Origin of the sequence: Brevibacillus sp. (assembly GCF_003521185.1) — a bacterium.
GTDB classification, from domain to species: Bacteria; Bacillota; Bacilli; order Brevibacillales; family Brevibacillaceae; genus Brevibacillus; species Brevibacillus parabrevis.
This window is the reverse complement of record NZ_DOTK01000009.1, coordinates 20,064-40,827: the sequence shown is the minus strand read 5'-3', so window position 1 is coordinate 40,827 and position 20,764 is coordinate 20,064. Positions and strand designations below refer to the sequence as shown.

The following is a 20,764-nucleotide window of genomic DNA, read 5'->3' as shown; positions in this document are numbered from 1 at the left end:
GCGCAATGAACGGAGTTGTTACCGCGCCAAAAGGCAAGGCGGGGCAAAAGTGGCTGATGGTGCTCGTCGTGGCCGGGCTGTCTGCCAGCGTGCTGCTGCCGCTCATCCAATTGTTTTCCAAAGCGTTTTACGACAAAAATGGCCTGTTCGTCGGCTTGGATAACTTCATCACCTACTTTTCCACTCCAGCGCTGTCGCAGTCGCTTCACAACACGCTGTATATTTCCTCCATGACTACGGCAATCGCCGTTTCACTCGCCTTTTTGTTCGCCTATGCCCTGACGCGCAGCGGCATCCGGGGAAAAGGCTTCTACCGGGCGGTCGCGCTGCTTCCGCTGTTCGCACCGACGATGATGCACGGGATTGCCTTGACGTATTTGTTCGGCAATCAGGGGCTGGTGACGACGGGGATTTTCGGCTTGCTGCCGTTTCGGTGGGACGTGGATCTGTACGGGCCAGTCGGGATCGTTTTGGCGGAAATCGTCTACGTGTTTCCGCAGGCGTACCTGATTTTGGCTGTCTCGCTCGCCTTTGCCGACTACCAGCTATACGAAGCGGCGGATACGCTCGGCGCCGGACATGTGCGCAAATTGATGACGGTCACGCTTCCCGGCGTCAAATACGGGATCGTCAGCGCCTGCTTCGTCTGCTTCACGCTTTCGTTTACCGACTTCGGGGCGCCAAAAGTAGTGGGCGGACAGTTTTCCGTGCTGGCCACCGATATTTACAAGCAAGTCATCGGGCAGCAAAACATGACGATGGGAGCTACCGTGGGACTGCTGCTGATCATCCCGGCGCTCGTGGCGTTTATCGTGGACAGAATCGTGGAGCGCAAGCAGCATGCAGCCGTCACAGCCAAGTCCAAAGAGTACCGGATCAAGGCAAATGGCTGGCGCGACCTGTTTTATACGGTTGTTTGCCTGGGCGTCAGCGGATTTTTGCTCTTGCTGATGGCGACAGTGGTGTTGGCTTCCTTCATTCAGGTGTGGCCGTACAATCTCGACTTCAGTATGGTTCACTACGATTTTTCCAATGTCGCAGGCGAAGGCATCGAACCGTTGTGGAACAGCATTGTCGTCGCTGTATTGACGGCGGTGATCGGTACATGCGTGACGTTTGTCGCCGCGTATGCGATTGAAAAGTCGCAGGTGTGGAAGGGGCTGCGCCAGGCAGGGTATTTCCTGTCGATTCTTCCTTTGGCGCTTCCCGGACTTGTGATTGGCCTGGCCTACATTTTCTTTTTCAACAATCCGGCCAACCCGCTGCACGGTCTGTACGGCTCGCTCTGGATTTTGATTTTGGCCAACGTCATTCACTTTTTCGCGGTAGGCTTCATCACGGCAACAACCGCGCTGAAAAAGCTCGATCCCGAGTTCGAGCAGGCAGCCGAGTCGATGGGCATCGGGCAAATGAAGCTGTTTTGGCGGGTGACCGTTCCGGTTTGCATGCCTGCGATCATCGAAATGCTCGTGTACTTTTTCATCAACGCGATGGTGACGATCTCGGCGGTCGTGTTTTTGTACGCAGCGGATTTCAAGCTGGCGTCCGTCTCCATCGTCAATATGGATGACGCGGGCGATATTGCCCCGGCGGCAGCCATGTCGGTATTGATTGTCGTCCTCAACATCATCGCCCGTGCAGGCGCGGAGTGGATCAGCGCGAGACTGCGCAAGCGCACGGCAAGAACAGAGCAGGAGAAAGGACAGGTGGCATAAATGAAAGCAGTCATTTTCGATTGGGCAGGCACGATGGTGGATTACGGGTGCTTTGCGCCGTTGGCAGTGTTTTTGCAAGTGTTTGAGAAAAGAGGGATTGAACTGACGGCAGCAGAGGCACGCGAGCCGATGGGGATGCTGAAGCGCGATCATATTGCGGCGCTGTGCCGGATGGAGAGGGTCGCTGAATTGTGGAAAGAAAAATTCGGCCGCTATCCGAACGAGGCAGATGTAGACGACTTGTACGCTGATTTCGAGCCGATGCTGATGGCGACGCTGCACGATTACGCGACTCCTGTGCCGGGAGCGCTTGCGCTGGTGGCGCGGCTGCGCGAGCGGGGAATCAAGATCGGCTCGACTACAGGCTATACGCGGGAAATGATGAACGTCGTCGCCGCAGCGGCGAAAGAGCAAGGCTACGAGCCGGATTGCCTCGTGACGCCAAGCGAAGTGCCCGCAGGCAGACCGTATCCGTGGATGTGCTATCAAAATGCGATCCAGCTCGATGTGTATCCGTTTGGCGAAATGGTCAAAGTAGGCGACACGACGAGCGATATGCAGGAAGGCAGAAATGCGGGCATGTGGACCGTAGGCGTCCTCAAGGGCGGAAGCGAGCTTGGCTTGTTGCAGCAGGAAGTAGCGAACATGCCAGCGGACGAGCTGGAAGAGCGGCTTGCAAGCGCTGCCGCCAGATTGCAGGCAGCAGGAGCGCACTATGTAATCGAAGAAATCGGACGGCTGGATGACGTGTTAGCGAAAATCGAGCTGCGCCTGAAGGCGGGAGAGCGTCCGTAACGGCAAAAGGTTCCAGCAGGCACGAAAGACAGAAAGGATGAGAAGCATGACGCAAACAACGACAACCGACAACCCGTATTTGCTTTTGACGCCAGGGCCATTGTCTACCTCGCGAACCGTGCGGGAAGCGATGATGCGCGACTGGTGCACATGGGATCGCGACTACAACGAGCTTGTGCAGTCTACGCGTCAAAAGCTGGTCGGATTGGCAACCACGCAGACGGATGATTATACAAGTGTACTTATGCAAGGCAGCGGCAGCTTTTGTGTCGAGGCGGTCATCAGCAGCGTGATTCCAAAAGCGGGCAAGCTGCTGGTGCTGACAAACGGAGCGTACGGCGACCGGATCGTCCAGATGGCGCAAGTGCATGGCATTCATACAACGGTGATCGATTTTGGCGAGCTGGCCCAGGTGGAGGCTCGCGCAGTCGAACAGACGCTGGCAGCAGATGGCGCGATTACGCATGTGGCTGTCGTTCACTCGGAGACGACGACAGGCATGCTCAATCCGATTGCCGAGATTGGAGCGGCGGTTAAAAAATACGGCAAGGTGTACATCGTCGACGCCATGAGCAGCTTTGGCGGCATTCCGCTCGACGTGGCAGAGCTGTCGATCGACTTTTTGATTTCCAGCGCCAACAAGTGCATTCAAGGCGTACCGGGCTTCGGCTTCGTCATCGCGAAGACGTCCGAGCTGCACAAATGCGCTGGCGTGGCCCGCACGCTGTCCCTCGATCTGTACGACCAGTGGAAAACGATGGAGGAGCAAAACGGCAAGTGGCGCTATACTTCCCCTACGCACGTAGTCCGGGCCTTTTACCAGGCGTTGCTTGAGCTGGAGCAAGAAGGCGGAGTAGCGAAAAGATACGAGCGCTACAAGCAAAATCAGGCGATTCTCTCAGAGGGCATGGAGCGTCTCGGGCTGCGCGTTCTGTTGCCAAAAGAATCCCAGTCTCCGTTCATCACTTCCTTTTACTATCCGGAGGTGGAGTCGTTCTCTTTTGCAGAGCTGTACGAGCGATTGAAGCAGGCGGGCTTCGTCATCTATCCGGGAAAGATATCGCAAGCAAATACGTTTCGCATCGGCAATATCGGCGAAGTGTACCCGGCGGATATGGAGCGGTTGCTGACAGCAGTGGAAGCAAACCGATTTTGGCTGTAGACGATTTTTTTTGACCCGAAAACCAACGAAATCAACAATAATCCAACAGGACAATCCTTGATTGTCGCGGCAAATACCACTACAATTCAAGAGAGGGGAAAAAACGGAATAAAATGGTTGTTGTTTCCTTCTCAAGCTGACAGCAGGTGCAAACGGCAAGATTCACGTCAGGAATGGGACGGCAGCGATGGTCAGCCGCCCATCTGGCTTCAAGTACGTAAATAGGGGGACAAGACCGGTGTCGTTGTTCGGGGAAGAGCGTAAGCAGATCATATTGCAGTTGGTCAATTCGAATGGCAAGGTAAGGACAAACGAGCTGGTAGAAAAGCTGCAAGTATCTTCAGAATCGATTCGCCGCTATCTGGAAGAGCTGGAAGCGGAGAAAAAGCTGAAGCGCGTCTATGGAGGAGCAATCAAGCTGAACGTAGATCGCACAGAACCATCCCACCTCAGCCGCGAAGTCATGAAGGCAGAAGAAAAGCGGAGAATCGGGCGGGTAGCGGCCGAACTGGTGCAGGACAGCGATACGATCGTGATCGATGAAGGCACGACGCCTCTCCAGATGATCAGCTTTTTGCTCAACAAAAAGGATTTGACCGTCTTGACCAGCTCGATCACGGCGCTCAATCTGCTCATCGAGTACCAAAACAACGGCTTGCTCAACGCAGAGGTCTACTTCCTGGGCGGCCGAGTGAACGCGAAGCATTACCGTGTGGGCGGTCCGTTTGCTGAAAAAATGATGAAGTCCTTCTACGTGGATAAAGCGTTTCTGTCCATGGACGGTCTTTTGCTGCACAAGGGCTTGACCTGTTATGACCCGGAGCGTGCAGAGCTGGCGAAGCATTACATTGAAAATGCGAACGAGAACATCGTCCTCGCCGATCATTCCAAAATCGGGATCAGCACGTTGTGCAAGGTTGCCGACCTCAAGGAAATCGACATGGTCATCAGCGATACGGCGGCTCCCGAGGAATGGAGCGACGATTTGCAAGCCAAAGGCGTTACCTGGCTGGTAGCCAAAGAACTGTAAATAACGACAAGCGAGACAGGCCGGATTTCTTTGCGCGAGAAATCCGGCTTTTTGGCGTGCAGCGCCTGACTTGTCCAAACAGAAGCGGCAAAAACATTTTGATCGTGCGGATCGTGAGTTTGGACAAAAAAAACTGGAGAACGTGCATTGTTTGTCGGCATGGAACCACATATGATCATGATGAAAAAAGTTGTGAGAATGATAATCATCATAAGCTCATCAGCAGAAGAGAGAGGGTCGAAAAAATGGGGAGAAATAGTCGGAAGATCGTCATGACATGGTTGGCTATCTTGCTGATCGCGATGGCAGGACTGGCAGCGTGCGGCGAGAAAGCAGCGGAGCCGCAGGCGACAGGCACGACACAGCAGCAGCCAGCTGAGCAAAAACCAGCCGCTGACGACAAGGCAGCAGCGGCAGAAACAAGAGTTGTCCGCGATGCGTACGGGGAAGTAACCATCCCGGCCCATCCGCAAAGAGTCGCAGCCATCTACCAGGAAGACTACTTGCTCGCGCTCGGTGTGACGCCGATCGTGCAATGGTACCATCCGGCGTGGGGCAAGCAAGATTACCTCAACCTGGACGTCCCGCAGTTTGACATTACAGGCAGCATGGAAGCTTTGATCGCGGCAAACCCTGATCTGATTATTGTAGACGGGGGCGCGGATGCGCAAAAATACGAGCAATACAGCAAAGTCGCGCCTACGTATAAAATCCCGGACGAACTGCGCAATGACACCATTGGTCGGCTGAAAAACATCGCGGACGTATTGGGCATCCCGGAAAAAGCCGATGAGGCTGTGAAAAAGTACGAGGCAAAAATGTCCGATGCCCGCGCGAAGCTGGAAAAAGCAATCGGCAAGGAAAGCGTAGCCGTCATCCGTCTGAACGTGGGAGACAAGCCGACACTTGCCCTGTTCGGAGAAGGCAATGCGTACACTGGCATCATTTACAAGGAGCTTGGACTTACCCCGTATGAAGCGGCGAAAAATCAGGACACGCACGTCGTCTTGAGCGAAGAGGCGATTCCGACAATCAATGCCGATCACATCATCATCTTCCCGTCGAACGGCGGCTGGGATTCTGCGGAAAACAAAGAGGCGCTGAAAATTCTTCAAGACCCGCTGTGGCAATCCGTCCCTGCCGTGAAAAAAGGCCACGTCTATCAGATGAACCGGACGCATTGGCAGTCTGGCGCCATGCTGGCCAATATGATGAAAGCCGACGATCTGGTGAAGACATTCGTCAAATAAACCGAGCTGTACAGGCGAGCAGAACAAAGACAGGGTGTCCCGAAAGGCAGGTGAAGCTGCGCGGGGCACCTTCTTTTTTCACGGGAAGCGCACATTTGAAAAGGTTCGGACCCGCTCTTTTGCTTGGCAAACCCGGCTTATCCCCGTATAATATACAATGATAATCATTCTCATATAATAGGTGAGGATATGTATACAAACGGGACAGAGAATCAGTTGTATCCGTCGTCCATATACGTGCTGACGGGGATAGAGCGAGGGGTTCTTGCATCGCATGCTTGCCAAGACAGCCATGAACAGAATGATTATGCTATGTTCGTCACGACAGACGGTTCAGGTGTCCTGCAAATCGATCAAACCAGCTATCGGCTGGGGGGAGAGAGCTGCTGGATCACGGAGCCTGGTCAGCATGTGCGCATCTGCACAGCCGAGCGGGATTTGGAATACTATCGCTTGACCTTTCGGATGGTGCCATTGCAGCCGCAGGGAGAAGAGGAGCTTTGGTTTCGCACAGGAGAGATGGTCTGCACTCCTTTTTCCAAATTAGTCGAGGGCATTGAGGAAATATACGCCGTGCGGGAGGAGACGGATCGGCTGGTGCGTTACAGCAGTCACGTACGCTTCGAGACGGTTCTGTCTGACCTTTTCCAGCAAAATGCAACCGGAGGGCCGATGCAGGACCCGCTTCGCGCCGTGGAGCGCTCGATTGAATATGTGAAGCAGCATTACCAGGAGGCGCTGACGGTCGAGCAGCTTGCTCATGAGGCAGCGGTTCCGCGCTGGCGCTATACGCAGCTGTTCAAGGAGCTGACCGGACAAATTCCGCTCGATTATATCAACGGCTTGCGGATCAACCGGGCCAAACAGCTGTTGCTTCTGACAGCGGATCGGGTGCATGAGATCGCGCAAAATGTCGGGTTCAACAGCGAGTATTACTTCAATCGCCGCTTCAAGCAAATGGTCGGGCTGGCTCCCGGCAAGTACCGGAATGTCCACCGCGACGATCTGCGCGTCGTCTCTTTGTTTATGGAAGACTACTTGTGCTCGCTGGGCATTACGCCGATTGTGCAATGGGCGCATTCGTACTGGGGCAAGCAGGACTATCTCGGCTTGCAAGACGTCCCGACGTTTGACGTGCTGAAGGATGAAGTGCACGCTTTGTCCAACAGCAACCCGGACGTGATCATGCTGCGTTCCTGCACAGGCTGGGAGTCGGCTCACTACGAGCAATGTGCCAAGATCGCGCGGACATGCATGGTGCGCGAGCTCGGGTCAGACTGGCGATCGACGATGCGGATTTTGGGCGATTGGCTGAATCGGCGAGACACAGCCGACAAGGCGATCGAGCATTATGAAAAAAAAGCCGCCGCTGCCCGCAGTAAGCTGTCAAGCAGCATGAAAGGGCAGACCGTCGCCTTTTTGCGCGTATCGGCAGACATGATCAGCGTGGAAAAGTCGTACTCGGCCCCTGTCATGTTCGACGATTTGGGCATGCAGCCACATCCGCTGGTCAGGTCGCTCTCTGTGCAGGAGGCAAGAGCCGGGGTGTCGTGGGAATGGCTCTCTGCGCTTGACGCCGACCATATTTTTTACGCTTTTGACAAATGGCATGGAGAAGGAACCGATGCGGAAAAGCTCCAGGTGCACCATCCCGTCTGGCAATCGCTGCGGGCTGTGCGTGACAAGCGGGCGTACGAAGTCGATTTCATGACGTGGATGAATCACGGAATCATCGCCAACCAGAAAAAAATCGAGCACATTTTGCACGTGCTGGCCTAGCATGGACCACGATTGTTGCAAACATACAAAAAAGACCACTCTTTTGTCCATTGACACTCTTTTTGTCAATCGCCTAAAATCCTACTATGATAATAAGAATCAATTTCATGAATTTAGCGAAAGGGAAGGGGAAAGCAACATTTCGTGCATGTACATAATGAATGGAAAAGGTGGCTAGCATGGGTCAACAGACACACACCCTGAAGCAGGGGAGTACATCAAAACAGGAACAGTTTCGCTCGCGGCCATGGGCAGCAACGCTGATCCTCACGGGCGGAGTTTTTGCCTTGATTCTCGGAATGTTTCTGTCTGTCTCATTCGGGGCAGCAGATATTCAGTTTTCTGTCGTTTGGGACGCTATTTTTCATTTTAATCCAGATATTACGCAGCATCAGATCATCCAGGAAATACGCCTTCCCCGCTTGCTCGGTGGAGCGATGGTCGGGGCCAGCTTTGCTGTGGCAGGGGCGATCATGCAAGGGATGACTCGCAACCCGCTTGCCGATTCCGGTTTGCTCGGGCTGAATGCGGGAGCAGGCTTTGTCATTGCTCTCTGCTTTGCCTTTTTCCCGGGGCTGCCTTTCATGTACTTGATCTTGTACGGGTTTTTGGGCGCAGGTGTAGGCGCAGGACTTGTTTACGGAATTGGCTCGATGGCAAAAGGCGGGCTTACTCCGGTGCGGCTCGTGCTTGCAGGGGCAGCGCTTAGCGCCCTGTTGTCTGCTCTTAGCGAAGGGATTGCGCTTTACTTCAAAATTGGACAGGATTTGGCTTTCTGGTACGCAGGCGGGGTAGCCGGGACAAAATGGTTCCAGCTCAAAGTGATGTTCCCGTGGATTGCCGCTGCGATCCTCGGGGCGATTGTGTTGTCGCGTTCCATCACGATGCTCAGTCTCGGCGAGGACATTGCCAAAGGCTTGGGCCAGCGAACAGCGCTCGTCAAACTGGCGGGTACGGTCATCGTCCTGATTTTGGCAGGTTCGGCTGTCGCTGTCGTCGGTGCGGTTGGCTTCGTCGGACTGATTATCCCGCACTTGACGCGTTATTTGGTCGGGGTCGACTATCGGTGGATTATTCCTTGCTCTGCCATTATGGGCAGCTTGCTCGTCGTTTTTGCCGATTTGGCAGCCAGAATGGTGAATCCGCCTTACGAAACACCTTTGGGCGCCCTGATTGCGCTGATTGGCGTTCCGTTCTTCCTTTACTTGGCTCGTAAAGAAAGAAGGGAGATGTAAATCATGCAACCAGCTACTGCGCAAATCGATGCCCGCAAACGCAGCAGGGGCATCCTCGTCATGATGATTTTGTCTGTGCTCATTTTGATTGCGTTCATCATCAGCATGAACACAGGATATATTCGCTTGTCGCCAATGGATTTGCTCATGACCTTGTTCGGGTCTGGCACCGAGAAGCAAAGCTTGATTTTGTTCGACTTCCGCTTGCCGCGCATCGTCATTTCGCTTTTGATCGGCGCAGGTTTGGCGGTTTCCGGCTGCATCATTCAAGGGATTTCCCGCAATGCGCTGGCTGACCCCGGTATTTTGGGGATCAACGCAGGTGCGGGTCTGATGGTTATGCTGTTCATTTCCTTTTATCCGTCGACAGCTGCCGCTCCTGTTTTCCTGCTGCCTGTCCTGGCGCTGGTCGGAGCAAGCTTGACCGCAGCCCTGATTTTTGTGCTGTCTTACAAGAGACATAAAGGCTTGTCGCCAATTCGCATTCTGCTGACCGGGATCGCGGTCGCAGCGGGGATGAGCGCTGCGATGATCGTGCTGACGCTCAAGCTGAGTCCTGACAAGTACCAGTTTGTCGCAACCTGGCTTGCCGGAAGCATTTGGGGAACCAACTGGAAATTCGTTCTGTCGCTGCTCCCGTGGATTGTCGTCCTGCTGCCGTTTGTCTTTTACAAAGCGCGTGTGATGAACGTCCTGAATTTGGGAGAAGAGCTGTCCATCGGTCTTGGTGCTCCGGTCGCAAGAGAACAGTTGAAGCTGTTGGCCGCATCGGTCGGACTGGCGGCATCTTGCGTGGCTGTCAGCGGCGGGATCGGCTTCGTCGGTCTGATTGGCCCGCATTTGGCGCGCAGACTTGTCGGACCGAAACACGAAATGCTGCTGCCGACATCGGCCTTGGCAGGCGCGCTCCTGGTTATTGTTGCTGATACGATCGGACGCTGGATTTTGCAGCCGTCTGAAATTCCAACAGGCATTGTGGTTGCTGTCATCGGAGCCCCGTACTTCTTGTACTTGCTTGCCCGTTCGAAGTCGTAGAGAAAAAGAAAGGCTTTCATCGTGCGGTGAAGAGGAGGAGGATTCGGTATGCTGCGTCGCTTTTTTGCGTACTACAAGCCGTATATGGGGCTGTTTATAGCAGATTTTTCTTGCGCGATTTTGGCCGCGCTGCTTGAACTGGCGTTTCCGCTTGCTGTCAACCGGGTTGTGGACGATTTGCTTCCGAGCGGAAACTGGCTGCTGATCCTGTACGCGTGCCTTGGGCTTTTGGGCATTTACGTGGTCAGTGCGGCCTTGCACTACGTCGTTACCTATTACGGACACAAGCTCGGCATCAATATTGAATCGGACATGCGCAAAAAGCTGTTTGATCGGGTGCAAAAGCTCTCGTTCCGCTTTTTCGACAACAACAAGACCGGACATCTCGTATCTCGCATGACGAACGACCTGATGGATATCGGGGAGATCGCTCACCATGGCCCGGAAGATTTGTTCATCGCGGTCATGACATTGCTGGGCGCCTTCGGTATCATGCTCAGCATCAACTGGCAATTGGCGGTGCTGACTTTTATCATCGTGCCTTTAATGATTTATTTGTCGATGTATTTCAGCCGCAAAATGTCCCGCGCTTTTGACCGGATGTTTGCCGATGTCGCAGACTACAATGCGCGCGTGGAAAACAACATCAGCGGCATTCGCGTCGTACAGGCGTTTGCTAACGAAAAGCATGAAATCGCACGCTTTGCAGAGAACAACGGGCGCTTCCGCCTGACCAAGCTGCTCACGTACCGCATCATGGCGTGGAACTCGTCGTTGAGCTTTATTTTGATGAAGCTGGTATCGCTGTTTGTCCTCGTGTGCGGAACGTATTACGTCATCCAAGGAAAGATGACGTACGGGGAGTTTATCGCTTTCGTGATGCTGTCGAACGTCTTTTTGAACCCGATTCAGCAGATCAACAACGTCATCGAGACGTTTCCAAAAGGTGTTGCCGGATTCAAGCGTTACCTGGAGTTGCTGGAGACAGAGCCTGACGTCGACGATGCGCCAGACGCGAAGCCTGTCAGCAATCTTCGCGGCGACATCCGCTTCGAGAACGTAACGTTTGGCTATGAAAACAAGGAAAAAGTGCTCCAGGGATTGTCGCTGTCCATTCGCGCTGGCGAGACGGTCGCGCTCGTGGGACCTTCCGGCGCGGGAAAAACGACACTGTGCAGCTTGCTTCCCCGTTTTTACGATGTGGACAGCGGCTCGATCATGATTGACGGCATCGACATTCGTTCCATGACGCTGGAATCGCTTCGTTCGCATATCGGAATCGTGCAGCAGGACGTCTTCCTGTTTGACGGATCGATCCGGGAAAACATTGCCTACGGGAAGCTTGGCGCGACCGATGAAGAGTTGTGGGACGCAGCCAGACGGGCACAACTGGAAGACGTGATCCGCGCCTTGCCAGAAGGACTGGATACGCTGATCGGGGAGCGGGGCGTCAAGCTTTCCGGCGGTCAAAAGCAGCGGTTGTCGATCGCCCGGATGTTCCTGAAAAACCCGCCGATCCTCATTTTGGATGAAGCGACTTCTGCTCTCGACACCGAGACGGAAGCGGCGATTCAGCAGGCGCTTGCAGAGCTGTCCCACGGACGCACGACGCTCGTGATCGCCCACCGCCTGGCGACGATCAAGAACGCAGACCGAATCATTGTCGTCGCCGAACAAGGCATCGCCGAGCAAGGACATCACGACGAGCTTTTACAAACGCAAGGCGTATACAGCAGACTGCATCAAGCGCAGTTCAGTTCATAGACGATGAAACGGCTGTGATTGTCCGTGGCGTTTCTTCCACAAAAAAGCGAGCGTTCTTCCGCATGAGGGCGGGGGACGCTCGTTTTGCTGTGCTATATGCTAAGTTATGCGCCTTGTACAAGCGGGGCAAAAAGCAGCTGTAAACAAGGAAATCATTGTATAATGTACGGGTAGACATGTTCGTGAAAAGAAAAGCGTATCCTCCAGTTGGTGAGGAACAGGCTGGAGGGTGTTTTGCAGTCGAATCAAACGATAGAAGCTCCCTGTTTGCTATAATACATAGCAAGAGCATGTAGCGGGACAGGAAGGAATGGTAAGCATGATCGACCGATTGGACCATCTGGTGTTGACCGTCCGCGACCTGGAAGCGACTTGCCAGTTTTACGAGCGCGCGCTTGGCATGCAGGTTGTCACCTTCGGCAATGGCAGAAAAGCTTTGCATTTTGGCGCACAAAAAATCAACCTGCATGTGGCGGGACACGAGTTTGAGCCGAAAGCGGGACAGCCGTTGCCAGGCTCTGCTGATTTGTGCTTGATCGCTTCTGTGCCGCTTGCGGCAGTCATCGCCAGGTTTGCAAGCTGCGGGGTGGACATCGAGGAAGGGCCAGTGCACAGGACAGGTGCAGCGGGACTGATCCGTTCGGTTTACGTGCGCGACCCCGACCGGAATTTAATCGAAGTGGCGGAATATGTGGACACACGCGAAGCTGAGCCAATTGAGCGAGGGACGGATGTGGACACACGCGAAGCTGAGTCAATTGAGCGAGGGGCGGATGTGGGCACACGCGAAGCTGAACCGATCGAGCGAGGGGCGGATGTGGACACACGCGTAGCAGCCGACCCAATTAAGCAAGAGCCGGGCGTTCACCGTATTTTGCAAGTGCTGAACGAGCGCGAGCCGGGGTTTATGGGAGCGAAGCAAACGGGTGTGTTTGGCATTTTGCTTCCTTTGGTCAAGATGGAGGACGGCAAGCTGGGGGTTTTGTTCGAAAAGCGGGCAAGCACGATGCGCAGGCAGGCCAATGAAATTTGTTTCCCCGGTGGACGGGCGGAAGAGGGCGACGAATCGCGCTGGGCGACAGCCCGCAGGGAAACGAGCGAGGAGCTGGGAGTGCCGCTCACAAGCATTCACTACGTCGGCGAGCTGGATCGGTTGATCGGTCCGGGCCATTCTGCGATTTACCCGTTTGTCGGCTACGTGGAGGACATAGCGAAGATGAAGCCGAATCCCGATGAAGTGGGAGAAGTGTTTATCATCTCGCTGGAACGACTGGCTGCCGCTGAGCCTGCGACATACACTTCAGCGCTTGTGAACGAGCCGGAGGATGACTTCCCTTATCACCTGATTCCGGGCGGCAAAAAGTATCCGTGGCGCACAGGCACAGTCGAGCATCTGTTTTACGAGCTGGACGGACGAGTCATCTGGGGGCTTACTGCGCGAGTTTTGGCCCATTTTCTTGAATTGATTCGCCACGAGCCATGACCCTGCCCTCGTGCGTGAATGGAACGAAATAGACAAAAGGGAGTGGAAGAAGCATGTGGAAAGCGAATCCGATTACGTCACGCCTGAAAATCAAATGGCCGATTATCCAGGCACCGATGGCGGGCGGTGCGACAACTCCTGCGCTGGTCGCGGCCGTCTCGGAAGCAGGGGGATTGGGAACGCTGGGAGCTGCCTATATGACTCCACAGCAAATCCGTGAAGCGATACATGCGATCCGCGATTTGACCGACAAACCTTTTGGCGTCAATTTGTTCATCCCGGAAGACTTTGACGCGACCCAGCCGATCGCAGACACGGTTGCTTCCGCGCTCAATGAGGTGCGCCTTGAGCTGGACATTCCCGAAAGCCCGCAAGTCACGCGCTTTCAGGAGTCGTTTGCGGAACAGCTGCAAGTCGTACTGGAGGAAGTGCCTGCGGTTTTCAGCTTTACGTTTGGCATGCTCGACGCGCGTTCACTGCAAGCGCTCAAGCAAAAAGGCGTGACGGTGATCGGGACTGCGACGACGGTTCGCGAGGCAGTCGTGCTGGAAGCGGGCGGCGTGGACATGATCGCAGCGCAGGGCAGTGAAGCAGGCGGGCATCGCGGTTCGTTTTTGCCGGATTCCCCGAGCAATCTGATCGGAACGATGGCATTGGTGCCACAGATCGTGGATCGCGTCAAAATTCCGGTGATCGCAGCGGGCGGGATGATGGACGGGCGAGGCATTGCAGCCGCGCTCGCACTGGGAGCGCAGGCGGCCCAGCTCGGAACGGCATTTTTAACGTGTGCGGAAAGCGGCGCGCATGCTTTGCACAAGCAAGCCATCCGGGAGTCGAGCGAAGAGGGCATCGTCATGACACGGGCTTTTTCCGGCAAATGGGCGAGAGGCATCGAGAACGAGTTCATGCGAAAGCTGGCGCCACTGGATCAGGAATTGCCCGCCTACCCGGTGCAAAATGCCCTCACCAAAGACATTCGCGCCGCTGCGGGCAAGCAGCAGAAATCCGCGTATATGTCGATGTGGGCGGGACAGGCGGCACCGCTTGGCAGGGAGCTTGGCGCAGGCGAACTGGTCTTGCAGCTCGTAGAGGAAACGAAGCGTGCATGCGCAGGACTTGTGCAGGAATAGCAAGGAAACAGGTGCGGCATCATTACGGACAGACTACGGCAGTGCGTTGACGGAGGAATGGAGATGGAACAGGAATACGCTCTTCGAGGAACAATCATTGCAGACGGACAGGAAATCAGGGACGGGCTTGTCGTAGTGGCGGCAGCGAAGATCGTGTACGCAGGGGAAGCCGAAGCTTATGCGGGCGAATGCCCTGCACAGCTGCTGACGGTGGAAACCGGGCGGATTTGCCCAGGCCTGGTAGACATGCACATGCACGGGATCGACGGCCACGACACGATGGACGGGACGCCGGAATCTTTGCAGGCCATTTCCGGCGCGCTTGCCCGATATGGCGTCACTTCTTTTTTGGCGACGACGATGACGGCTCCTTACGCCGAGCTTGAGCCTGTGCTGGAAAACATTGCGCGCGCAAGCCAGGCTGGCTTGCCGGGGGCAGAGGCGATCGGGATTCACCTGGAAGGGCCGTGGATCAATCCGCGTTACAAAGGGGCGCAAAAGGAAGAAAACATTTCTTTGCCCAAGCTGGATGCGGTGAAGCGAATGTACGAGCTGGCCCAAGGGCTGATCAAGGTCGTGACGATTGCTCCCGAGCAGCCGGAAGCGCTCGAAGCGATTGCCTGGCTCAAGGAGCGCGGCGTGATCGTCTCGGCAGGCCATACAGGGGCGACGTTTGTCCAGGCGGCTGAAGCTGTGGATGCGGGCGTGCGCCACTTCACGCATTGCTTTAACGCCATGACCGGATTGCATCACAGAGAGCCGGGAGTGGTCGGTGCTGCGATGTACCACGAGCATTTGAGCACCGAGTTGATTGCCGATGGCATCCACGTCCATCCTGCGGTCATGCGAATTTTGTATCGGGTGAAAACGCCGGAGCGGCTCGCGCTGGTCAGCGACTCGATGCGCGCTGCTGCGCTCGGCGAAGGCACTTACGACTTGGGCGGGCAAGAGGTTCGCGTCCGCGACAATCAGGCGCAGTTGGCGGACGGGACATTGGCTGGCAGCATTTTGACCTTGAACAAAGCCGTAGCAAACATGGTGACGCTGAGCGGTGTACCACTGGCGGAAGCGGTAGAGATGGCATCGCATACGCCAGCCGCTATCCTCGGATACGGGGAGCGAAAAGGTCGGCTGGCAGCCGGATACGATGCCGACATGATCGTGTTGGATGACGATTTTGAAGTGGCGATGACCTTCGTTGCCGGAAAACGCGTATACGAACGCGCTCAGTAATCCAATCCATAGGCGTAAAAAAGCAGCCCAGATGCGCTGGGGCTGCTTTTTTTTGTCGTATACTGCTGCACGGGCAGGGCGGCGCGTGGATGAAACAATGCGCCGGGGCTGTTTTTTTGTACCCCCTACTGCTGCACGGGCTGCGAAGCATGCGGGTGAAACCAGACTTTTTGAAAGTCCAGCCAGCCGGACGGATTGATCGTGACGCCGCGAACCGACTTGTGAAAAGAAGCTTGCGATTTCTTTTGCACAAGGTACAAAACGGCATGGTTTTCTTGGATCAGCGTTTCTATGTGCGCGAGCTTTTGTTGCCGGACGGATTCATCTGCTTCCCGGAAAAGGGCAGCGGTCTCTCGATGAACCGCTTCGGCTAACGGTGCGTCAAAGCTGGGCAGGAAGTAGTTCTTTTGCAAGTACATTTCCAGTTCACTGATTTCATCATGGCTAAAAACGTTTCCGAACAGTTGGCAGTCGTGCTCCGGCAGCAAGTCGTGATTCGCAAACTCAAACGGCTCGCGAACGTCGATTTCCAGGTGAATGCCGTAGTCTTTGCAGCGGGCTTGAATCCACAAGGCGTCCGGCTCGTGATAGGACGTCATGACCATGCGCAGCGTCTCTCCCCGATAGCCGCTTTCCGCAAGCAGGGCGGCAATTTGCGCAGCGCTTGGGCGGGGCGTTCGTTCCGCTGACCAAGTCGCAAGCTGCGGAGAGAAGGGGCGGAAGCCTTTTGCCGGAAAGACGCGATCTCCTCCAAGCTCGGCAATCATCTGCTCGCGATCGATGAGCAAGTCGAGCGCCTGGCGGAATTGCGGATGGTTTTGCGGCCCGGTTTTCCATTGGTTAAAGACGAGCAGGTTGCAGCAGGAAAACAGCGTCTCCAGATCGCACCAATCGCGGCTGTCGCGGATGATTGCTTCCCTTAATGCTTCGGCTTTTGTGGCCACACCGTGGGACATCATGACAGACGTCCAGTCCGGTTCATGGAGAATGCCTGTTTCCAGATCGGGGAACAGGAGGATTTCCACGCGGTCAAGCTGCGGCCTCCCCTGAAAATGTCCCGAAAAAGCCTCCAAAATGCAAATGCCTTCATCCAGACGGACGAGCTGGAACGGGCCAGTCCCGATCGGATTTTTCCCAAACTCGCCTGCCGTCTCCAGAACGATCTCTGCCGGGACGATGCTGGTGGGCGTAGTGGAAAGCATCCGCAGAAACAAGTAGTTCGGCTCCTGCAACAAAATCCGCACCGTTCTGGCATCAACTGCTTCCAACTGCGCGATATCGCCAAGCATCCAGCTTGCTTCATACTTTTCCGGATGCGAGCGCAGCCGGTCCAGCGAAAAGACAACATCGTGCGCGGTCAGCTCCCGACCGTGGTGAAACACGACATTTTTCTTCAAATAAAACGTCCACTCCTTGTGATCCGCGCTCATTTCCCACGAGTGGGCAATGCTTGGATGGATCGTCCGGCTGTCCGTGTCGAAGTGAACGAGTGTATTGAAAAGCTGGCGGACCAAATGCGCATCGAAGTGATAGTACACCTGCGCGGGGTCCAGTGTGACAATGCTGCGGTAGACCGGGAAGCGCAGCGTGTCCTGATAATGGTTCGACTCGCTCGGTGTGCAATAGCCAAGTTCTGCCGAAAGCCACTCCATGAACTGCTCTTTGACAGCGGGCTTGCCGAAGCGATTCAAAAGCTCCATAGCTTCTGTGACATCGCCTTGCTCCATGCGCTGCTTTCCTTCCGCAAGCAAGATGGCATCGGCATCCGCCAGAAACGTCAGGACGGAGGCATTGCCCCGACCAAGCCCAGGCTGCCAGTCGATCCAGCCCATTTCCGCCAGCTTGCGGACGATCAGCTTCGCGTTTCGGGGGGTACAGTGCCAAAGTCCGCTCAATTTTTCAATCGTGACGGGGAACGGTTTGGCCGTTTCTTCCTGCTGAAAGAACAGGCGCAGCTCCAAAAAGTAGAGAACGGTAACCATGAAGGCCCCCCTTTGTTTTTGGGAAAAGGTGACAGAGTTTGCTTACACCTTACCCTTTTTCGCTTTTCTCAGATCAATATACTGAAGATAACACGACAGACGAAAAACAGGAATGGGGAGAGCAAACAAGATGAGCAAAAGGTTTCCGTTACCTCGCTTTCATCCCGTGGCATGGGGCGTCATCATCGGCACCTTTTTATCGCGGACAGGATTTTTCATGACGCTGCCTTTTCTCGGGATTTACTTGGGCAAAGGAAAGGGAATCGACCCGGCCGTAGTTGGCGCGATTTTGGCGATGAGCCTTTTGGTGGGCACGGTCAGCAGCTTCGCTGGGGGAGCGTTGTCAGATCGGTTGGGACGCTATCCGGTCATGATCGCCTCTATGGGGCTTTGGAGCTTTGTCCTGGTCGGCTTCACGCTGGCGAGCGAGACGTGGATGTTCTTCCTTTTGAGTGCGCTGAACGGTTTGTGCCGCAATGTATTTGAACCGACGGCGCGTGCCCTGCTCGCTGATTTTACCCCGGACAGCCAGCGCAGGGGTGCTTTCAACGCCAGGTATTTTGCCATCAACCTGGGGGGAGCGATCGGGCCGCTGATTGGGTTGAAGCTCGGCGCAGGCAGTTCGTCCTCCATGCTGCCGTTTCTGATCAGTGCGGTGATTATGGCGCTGTATGCGGTCATCCTGGTCGTGTTCATGATCTTGTTCAAGCAACAACTGCGGGAGCATTCCGATTCGATTCCGATGGGGCAGATGGCGCGGATCGTGTTCACAGACAAAGTGTTTTTGTATCTGTTGCTCGGCAATTTGTTTGTGGCTGGAGCCTATACGCACCTGGATACGACGCTTGCCCAGTACATCGGTCACGACCGGGTCGAGGCTTACTCCTTCCTGTTCGTGATGAACACGTTGTCTGTCCTCGTCTTTCAATATCCGCTTGCCAGGCTGATGAAACGCTATTCTGCCATGACGGCCCTGAAAGTCGGCTGCCTCCTTTTCGGACTCGGCTTGTTCGGGTTCGGACTCTTCACCAATTTGTTCTGGCTGTCAGTGTCGATGGTGGTCTTTACCATCGGGGAAATTTTATGCTTTGTCATCGGTGATGTACTGATCGGAGAAATCGCTCCCGAGCATATGCGAGGCGCCTATTACGGCGCGAGCGGCTTCGCTTTTCTGGGGCAGAGCGCCACTGCGTGGATCGGCGGTTTGCTGCTTCAGCAATTGGGCTTTGACCAAGGGCCAGTTATTTTCGCGATCTTGATGCTGCTGACCTTTTTGGCCTTGCCGTTTTTCCAGCGCGGTCAAAGACTGTGGGAACAGCGTCAGCAGAAGACGCAAGATTGTGAACAACCTATACAAATCACGATTTGAAAAGAGGGATTAGAATGAATCAGATTCAGCAATTTCAAGCGCTTCATCATGCAGACGAGATGTTGTTTTTGGGAAATGCCTGGGATGTCCTTTCGGCACGCACGTTGGAGCAGAGCGGCTTTCGGGCCATCGGGACGACGAGTTGGGGCGTTGCGGCTTCTCTCGGATACAAAGATGGGGAAAACATTGACTTTGCCTTGCATTTGTCCATCATCAAGCTGATCGTGGATCACGTGAACATTCCGGTTTCCGCCGACATTGAGGCGGGCTATGCAGAGACTCACGGGCAAATTGTCGAGAACGTGCTGCGAACGGCTGACCTGGGGGTTGCCGGGATCAACATCGAGGACTCTTTCAAACGAGGGCCGGGGTTAAAAGAGATCGCCGATCAGGCGAAACTTTTGCAGACGATGAGGGCTGCTCTCGACAACCGTGGCTTCGCTGATTTTTACATCAATACGCGAATCGACACGTATTTCCGGCGAGAGGACCCGTTCGCGGAAACGATTGAGCGCGGACTGGCTTACGTCGAGAGCGGGGCGAGCGGCATTTTCGTTCCGGGGATCGTCGAGGAGGAGCAAATTAGAGCGATTGCCCAAGAGGTGCGTGCGCCGCTGAATGTCCTGTCGCGCCCCACCCTGACGAATGCCGAGCGCTTGGCAGAGTGGGGAGTCAAGCGGCTGAGCATCGGGAATGACTTTTACGACCATGTTGCTGATTTTGCAAAAGCGAGTGCCTCCAAGCTGGCGGCTGACCGTGACACGGCCCTGCTGTATGCAGCGAATCGCCAAGGATAAATCTCCACATATTGCCACCTGCCCCTGGTATTTGGTATCGTTTCCTGAGAACGAGAAAGATGCCAGGGAGGAGTGAACCGAAAGACGGATGGAGCTGAAAAAAGGCACGATTTTGCGGGGAGCCTACCGGATCAAAAAGACTGTCTCCACGAGCGAGCTGTCCCATGTGTATCTCGTTTACCACATGGAGGCCAAAAAGACGAGAATTGTGAAGGAGTTTTTCCCGAGAGCACTGGCGATGCGCGACTTGGATAACCGCAGCGTCATCTGCCGGAAGCCATCGTCAAAAGCGCGATTTCAGACGCTGCTGGAGAGCTTTTGGCAGGAAGCGGCGATTTTGCAGGAGCTGCGCCATGAGCATATCGCTCCTTATGTCGATCACTTTGCAGAAAATGGGACAGGCTATCTGGTCGTGGAGTATTGCAAAGGCAAGACGCTTGACCAGTTTGTGCAAGAGCAAGGGGAGCTGGATGTCGCTGCTTTCGTGCAGACAACCGTGCTCCCGCTCCTGGCAAGCTTGGACTACATCCACAAGCAAGGGATCATCCATCGGGATATCAAGCCGCAAAACATCGTGATGACCGATGAGGGAAAGCCGATGCTGATTGATTTCGGCTCGGCTATTCGCTTTGCAACCGACGCCCCCCGCCAGATCGTGACGACGGAAGGATACTCTCCGCTCGAATTTTATTCCAGCCAGTCCCGACAAGGTGTTTTTTCCGATGTGTACAGCTTGTCGGCTACTCTCTATTTTTGCCTGACCAGGCACCGTCCGGCCGATGTGGCGACGCGAGTGATCGAGGATCGGCTGCCGTCCGTTCGCGAGCTGAATCCGACTGTGCCGCGGCTGATCGCGAATGTCATTGCGTGGGGCATGGCAGTCGAGGCGAAAAAAAGATGCCCCTCACTTCGGGTGCTGGCAGCAGCCGTCCGTGCGGAGCATCTGTTGAGAGCGGGCAAGTCTCGCTTGCAGACCCCCTTTCTCGCAAGCAAAAGCAAATAGTC

Annotated in this window: 16 protein-coding genes; 15 read left to right on the top strand and 1 reads right to left on the bottom strand. The window is 55.0% G+C overall.

Features of this window, described 5'->3' with window-relative positions; genetic code table 11:
- Positions 1 to 5 precede the first annotated feature (5 nt).
- The 12 genes from DEP07_RS02620 (at position 6) to nagA (ending at position 15,611) form a co-directional block, all read left to right on the top strand.
- On the top strand, positions 6 to 1,715 hold the full coding sequence (locus DEP07_RS02620; protein WP_287102065.1) for a putative 2-aminoethylphosphonate ABC transporter permease subunit: 1,710 nt from the start codon (positions 6 to 8) through the stop codon (positions 1,713 to 1,715).
- Positions 1,716 to 2,510, top strand: a complete 795-nt coding sequence (phnX, locus tag DEP07_RS02615) for a phosphonoacetaldehyde hydrolase (protein WP_287102063.1) — start codon at positions 1,716 to 1,718, stop codon at positions 2,508 to 2,510. It abuts the gene before it with no gap.
- 46 nt (positions 2,511 to 2,556) lie between these two features.
- Positions 2,557 to 3,672, top strand: coding sequence for a 2-aminoethylphosphonate--pyruvate transaminase (gene phnW, locus DEP07_RS02610; RefSeq protein ID WP_173599570.1), 1,116 nt, complete (start codon positions 2,557 to 2,559; stop codon positions 3,670 to 3,672).
- 238 nt (positions 3,673 to 3,910) lie between these two features.
- The gene (locus DEP07_RS02605) at positions 3,911 to 4,702 is read left to right on the top strand and encodes a DeoR/GlpR family DNA-binding transcription regulator (protein ID WP_122965937.1); all 792 of its coding nucleotides are present in this window, start codon (positions 3,911 to 3,913) and stop codon (positions 4,700 to 4,702) included.
- A 272-nt stretch (positions 4,703 to 4,974) separates the two neighbouring features.
- Positions 4,975 to 5,952, top strand: coding sequence for an ABC transporter substrate-binding protein (locus DEP07_RS02600; RefSeq protein ID WP_229049736.1), 978 nt, complete (start codon positions 4,975 to 4,977; stop codon positions 5,950 to 5,952).
- Positions 5,953 to 6,264: 312 nt separating this feature from the next.
- Positions 6,265 to 7,731 carry an AraC family transcriptional regulator gene (locus DEP07_RS02595; RefSeq protein ID WP_229049735.1) on the top strand — a complete coding sequence of 489 codons (1,467 nt, stop codon included), beginning with the start codon at positions 6,265 to 6,267 and terminating at the stop codon, positions 7,729 to 7,731.
- Positions 7,732 to 7,910: 179 nt separating this feature from the next.
- Positions 7,911 to 8,966: a FecCD family ABC transporter permease gene (locus tag DEP07_RS02590; RefSeq protein ID WP_122965934.1), complete on the top strand. Its 1,056-nt coding sequence runs from the start codon at positions 7,911 to 7,913 to the stop codon at positions 8,964 to 8,966.
- 3 nt (positions 8,967 to 8,969) lie between these two features.
- A complete protein-coding gene (locus DEP07_RS02585; protein WP_122965933.1) occupies positions 8,970 to 10,001 on the top strand; it encodes a FecCD family ABC transporter permease in 1,032 nt (343 codons plus the stop codon).
- Positions 10,002 to 10,049: 48 nt separating this feature from the next.
- Entirely contained in the window at positions 10,050 to 11,765 is a 1,716-nt protein-coding gene (locus tag DEP07_RS02580) for an ABC transporter ATP-binding protein (RefSeq protein ID WP_122965932.1), read from the top strand.
- Between the two features lie 319 nt (positions 11,766 to 12,084).
- Positions 12,085 to 13,248 carry an NUDIX domain-containing protein gene (locus tag DEP07_RS02575; protein WP_229049734.1) on the top strand — a complete coding sequence of 388 codons (1,164 nt, stop codon included), beginning with the start codon at positions 12,085 to 12,087 and terminating at the stop codon, positions 13,246 to 13,248.
- A 53-nt stretch (positions 13,249 to 13,301) separates the two neighbouring features.
- On the top strand, positions 13,302 to 14,378 hold the full coding sequence (locus tag DEP07_RS02570) for an NAD(P)H-dependent flavin oxidoreductase (protein ID WP_173599569.1): 1,077 nt from the start codon (positions 13,302 to 13,304) through the stop codon (positions 14,376 to 14,378).
- Positions 14,379 to 14,441: 63 nt separating this feature from the next.
- Complete coding sequence (nagA, locus tag DEP07_RS02565; RefSeq protein ID WP_274874200.1) at positions 14,442 to 15,611, top strand: N-acetylglucosamine-6-phosphate deacetylase; 1,170 nt, start codon at positions 14,442 to 14,444, stop codon at positions 15,609 to 15,611.
- Positions 15,612 to 15,736: 125 nt separating this feature from the next.
- On the opposite strand, the gene DEP07_RS02560 is transcribed toward nagA, so the two are convergent.
- Positions 15,737 to 17,593, bottom strand: coding sequence for an SgrR family transcriptional regulator (locus tag DEP07_RS02560; protein WP_281869440.1), 1,857 nt, complete (start codon positions 17,591 to 17,593; stop codon positions 15,737 to 15,739).
- A gap of 130 nt (positions 17,594 to 17,723) precedes the next feature.
- Here DEP07_RS02560 and DEP07_RS02555 point away from each other — a divergent pair, with 130 nt between their 5' ends.
- The 3 genes from DEP07_RS02555 (at position 17,724) to DEP07_RS02545 (ending at position 20,762) form a co-directional block, all read left to right on the top strand.
- Complete coding sequence (locus DEP07_RS02555; RefSeq protein ID WP_122965927.1) at positions 17,724 to 18,962, top strand: MDR family MFS transporter; 1,239 nt, start codon at positions 17,724 to 17,726, stop codon at positions 18,960 to 18,962.
- Positions 18,963 to 18,976: 14 nt separating this feature from the next.
- Positions 18,977 to 19,759 (top strand): isocitrate lyase/PEP mutase family protein, encoded by a 783-nt coding sequence (locus DEP07_RS02550; protein WP_217022375.1) that lies wholly within the window; start codon positions 18,977 to 18,979, stop codon positions 19,757 to 19,759.
- Positions 19,760 to 19,847: 88 nt separating this feature from the next.
- Complete coding sequence (locus tag DEP07_RS02545) at positions 19,848 to 20,762, top strand: serine/threonine protein kinase (protein ID WP_173599565.1); 915 nt, start codon at positions 19,848 to 19,850, stop codon at positions 20,760 to 20,762.
- Positions 20,763 to 20,764 lie beyond the last annotated feature (2 nt).

What these genes read in the sequence shown, in the direction of transcription:
- DEP07_RS02620 (WP_287102065.1), top strand. Translation starts at nt 6, where the DNA reads ATGAACGGAGTTGTTACCGCGCCAAAAGGCAAGGCGGGGCAAAAGTGG.
- phnX (WP_287102063.1), top strand. Translation starts at nt 1,716, where the DNA reads ATGAAAGCAGTCATTTTCGATTGGGCAGGCACGATGGTGGATTACGGG.
- phnW (WP_173599570.1), top strand. Translation starts at nt 2,557, where the DNA reads ATGACGCAAACAACGACAACCGACAACCCGTATTTGCTTTTGACGCCA.
- DEP07_RS02600 (WP_229049736.1), top strand. Translation starts at nt 4,975, where the DNA reads ATGACATGGTTGGCTATCTTGCTGATCGCGATGGCAGGACTGGCAGCG.
- DEP07_RS02595 (WP_229049735.1), top strand. Translation starts at nt 6,265, where the DNA reads ATGTTCGTCACGACAGACGGTTCAGGTGTCCTGCAAATCGATCAAACC.
- DEP07_RS02590 (WP_122965934.1), top strand. Translation starts at nt 7,911, where the DNA reads ATGGGTCAACAGACACACACCCTGAAGCAGGGGAGTACATCAAAACAG.
- DEP07_RS02585 (WP_122965933.1), top strand. Translation starts at nt 8,970, where the DNA reads ATGCAACCAGCTACTGCGCAAATCGATGCCCGCAAACGCAGCAGGGGC.
- DEP07_RS02580 (WP_122965932.1), top strand. Translation starts at nt 10,050, where the DNA reads ATGCTGCGTCGCTTTTTTGCGTACTACAAGCCGTATATGGGGCTGTTT.
- DEP07_RS02575 (WP_229049734.1), top strand. Translation starts at nt 12,085, where the DNA reads ATGATCGACCGATTGGACCATCTGGTGTTGACCGTCCGCGACCTGGAA.
- DEP07_RS02570 (WP_173599569.1), top strand. Translation starts at nt 13,302, where the DNA reads ATGTGGAAAGCGAATCCGATTACGTCACGCCTGAAAATCAAATGGCCG.
- nagA (WP_274874200.1), top strand. Translation starts at nt 14,442, where the DNA reads ATGGAACAGGAATACGCTCTTCGAGGAACAATCATTGCAGACGGACAG.
- DEP07_RS02560 (WP_281869440.1), bottom strand. Translation starts at nt 17,593, where the DNA reads ATGGTTACCGTTCTCTACTTTTTGGAGCTGCGCCTGTTCTTTCAGCAG.
- DEP07_RS02555 (WP_122965927.1), top strand. Translation starts at nt 17,724, where the DNA reads ATGAGCAAAAGGTTTCCGTTACCTCGCTTTCATCCCGTGGCATGGGGC.
- DEP07_RS02550 (WP_217022375.1), top strand. Translation starts at nt 18,977, where the DNA reads ATGAATCAGATTCAGCAATTTCAAGCGCTTCATCATGCAGACGAGATG.
- DEP07_RS02545 (WP_173599565.1), top strand. Translation starts at nt 19,848, where the DNA reads ATGGAGCTGAAAAAAGGCACGATTTTGCGGGGAGCCTACCGGATCAAA.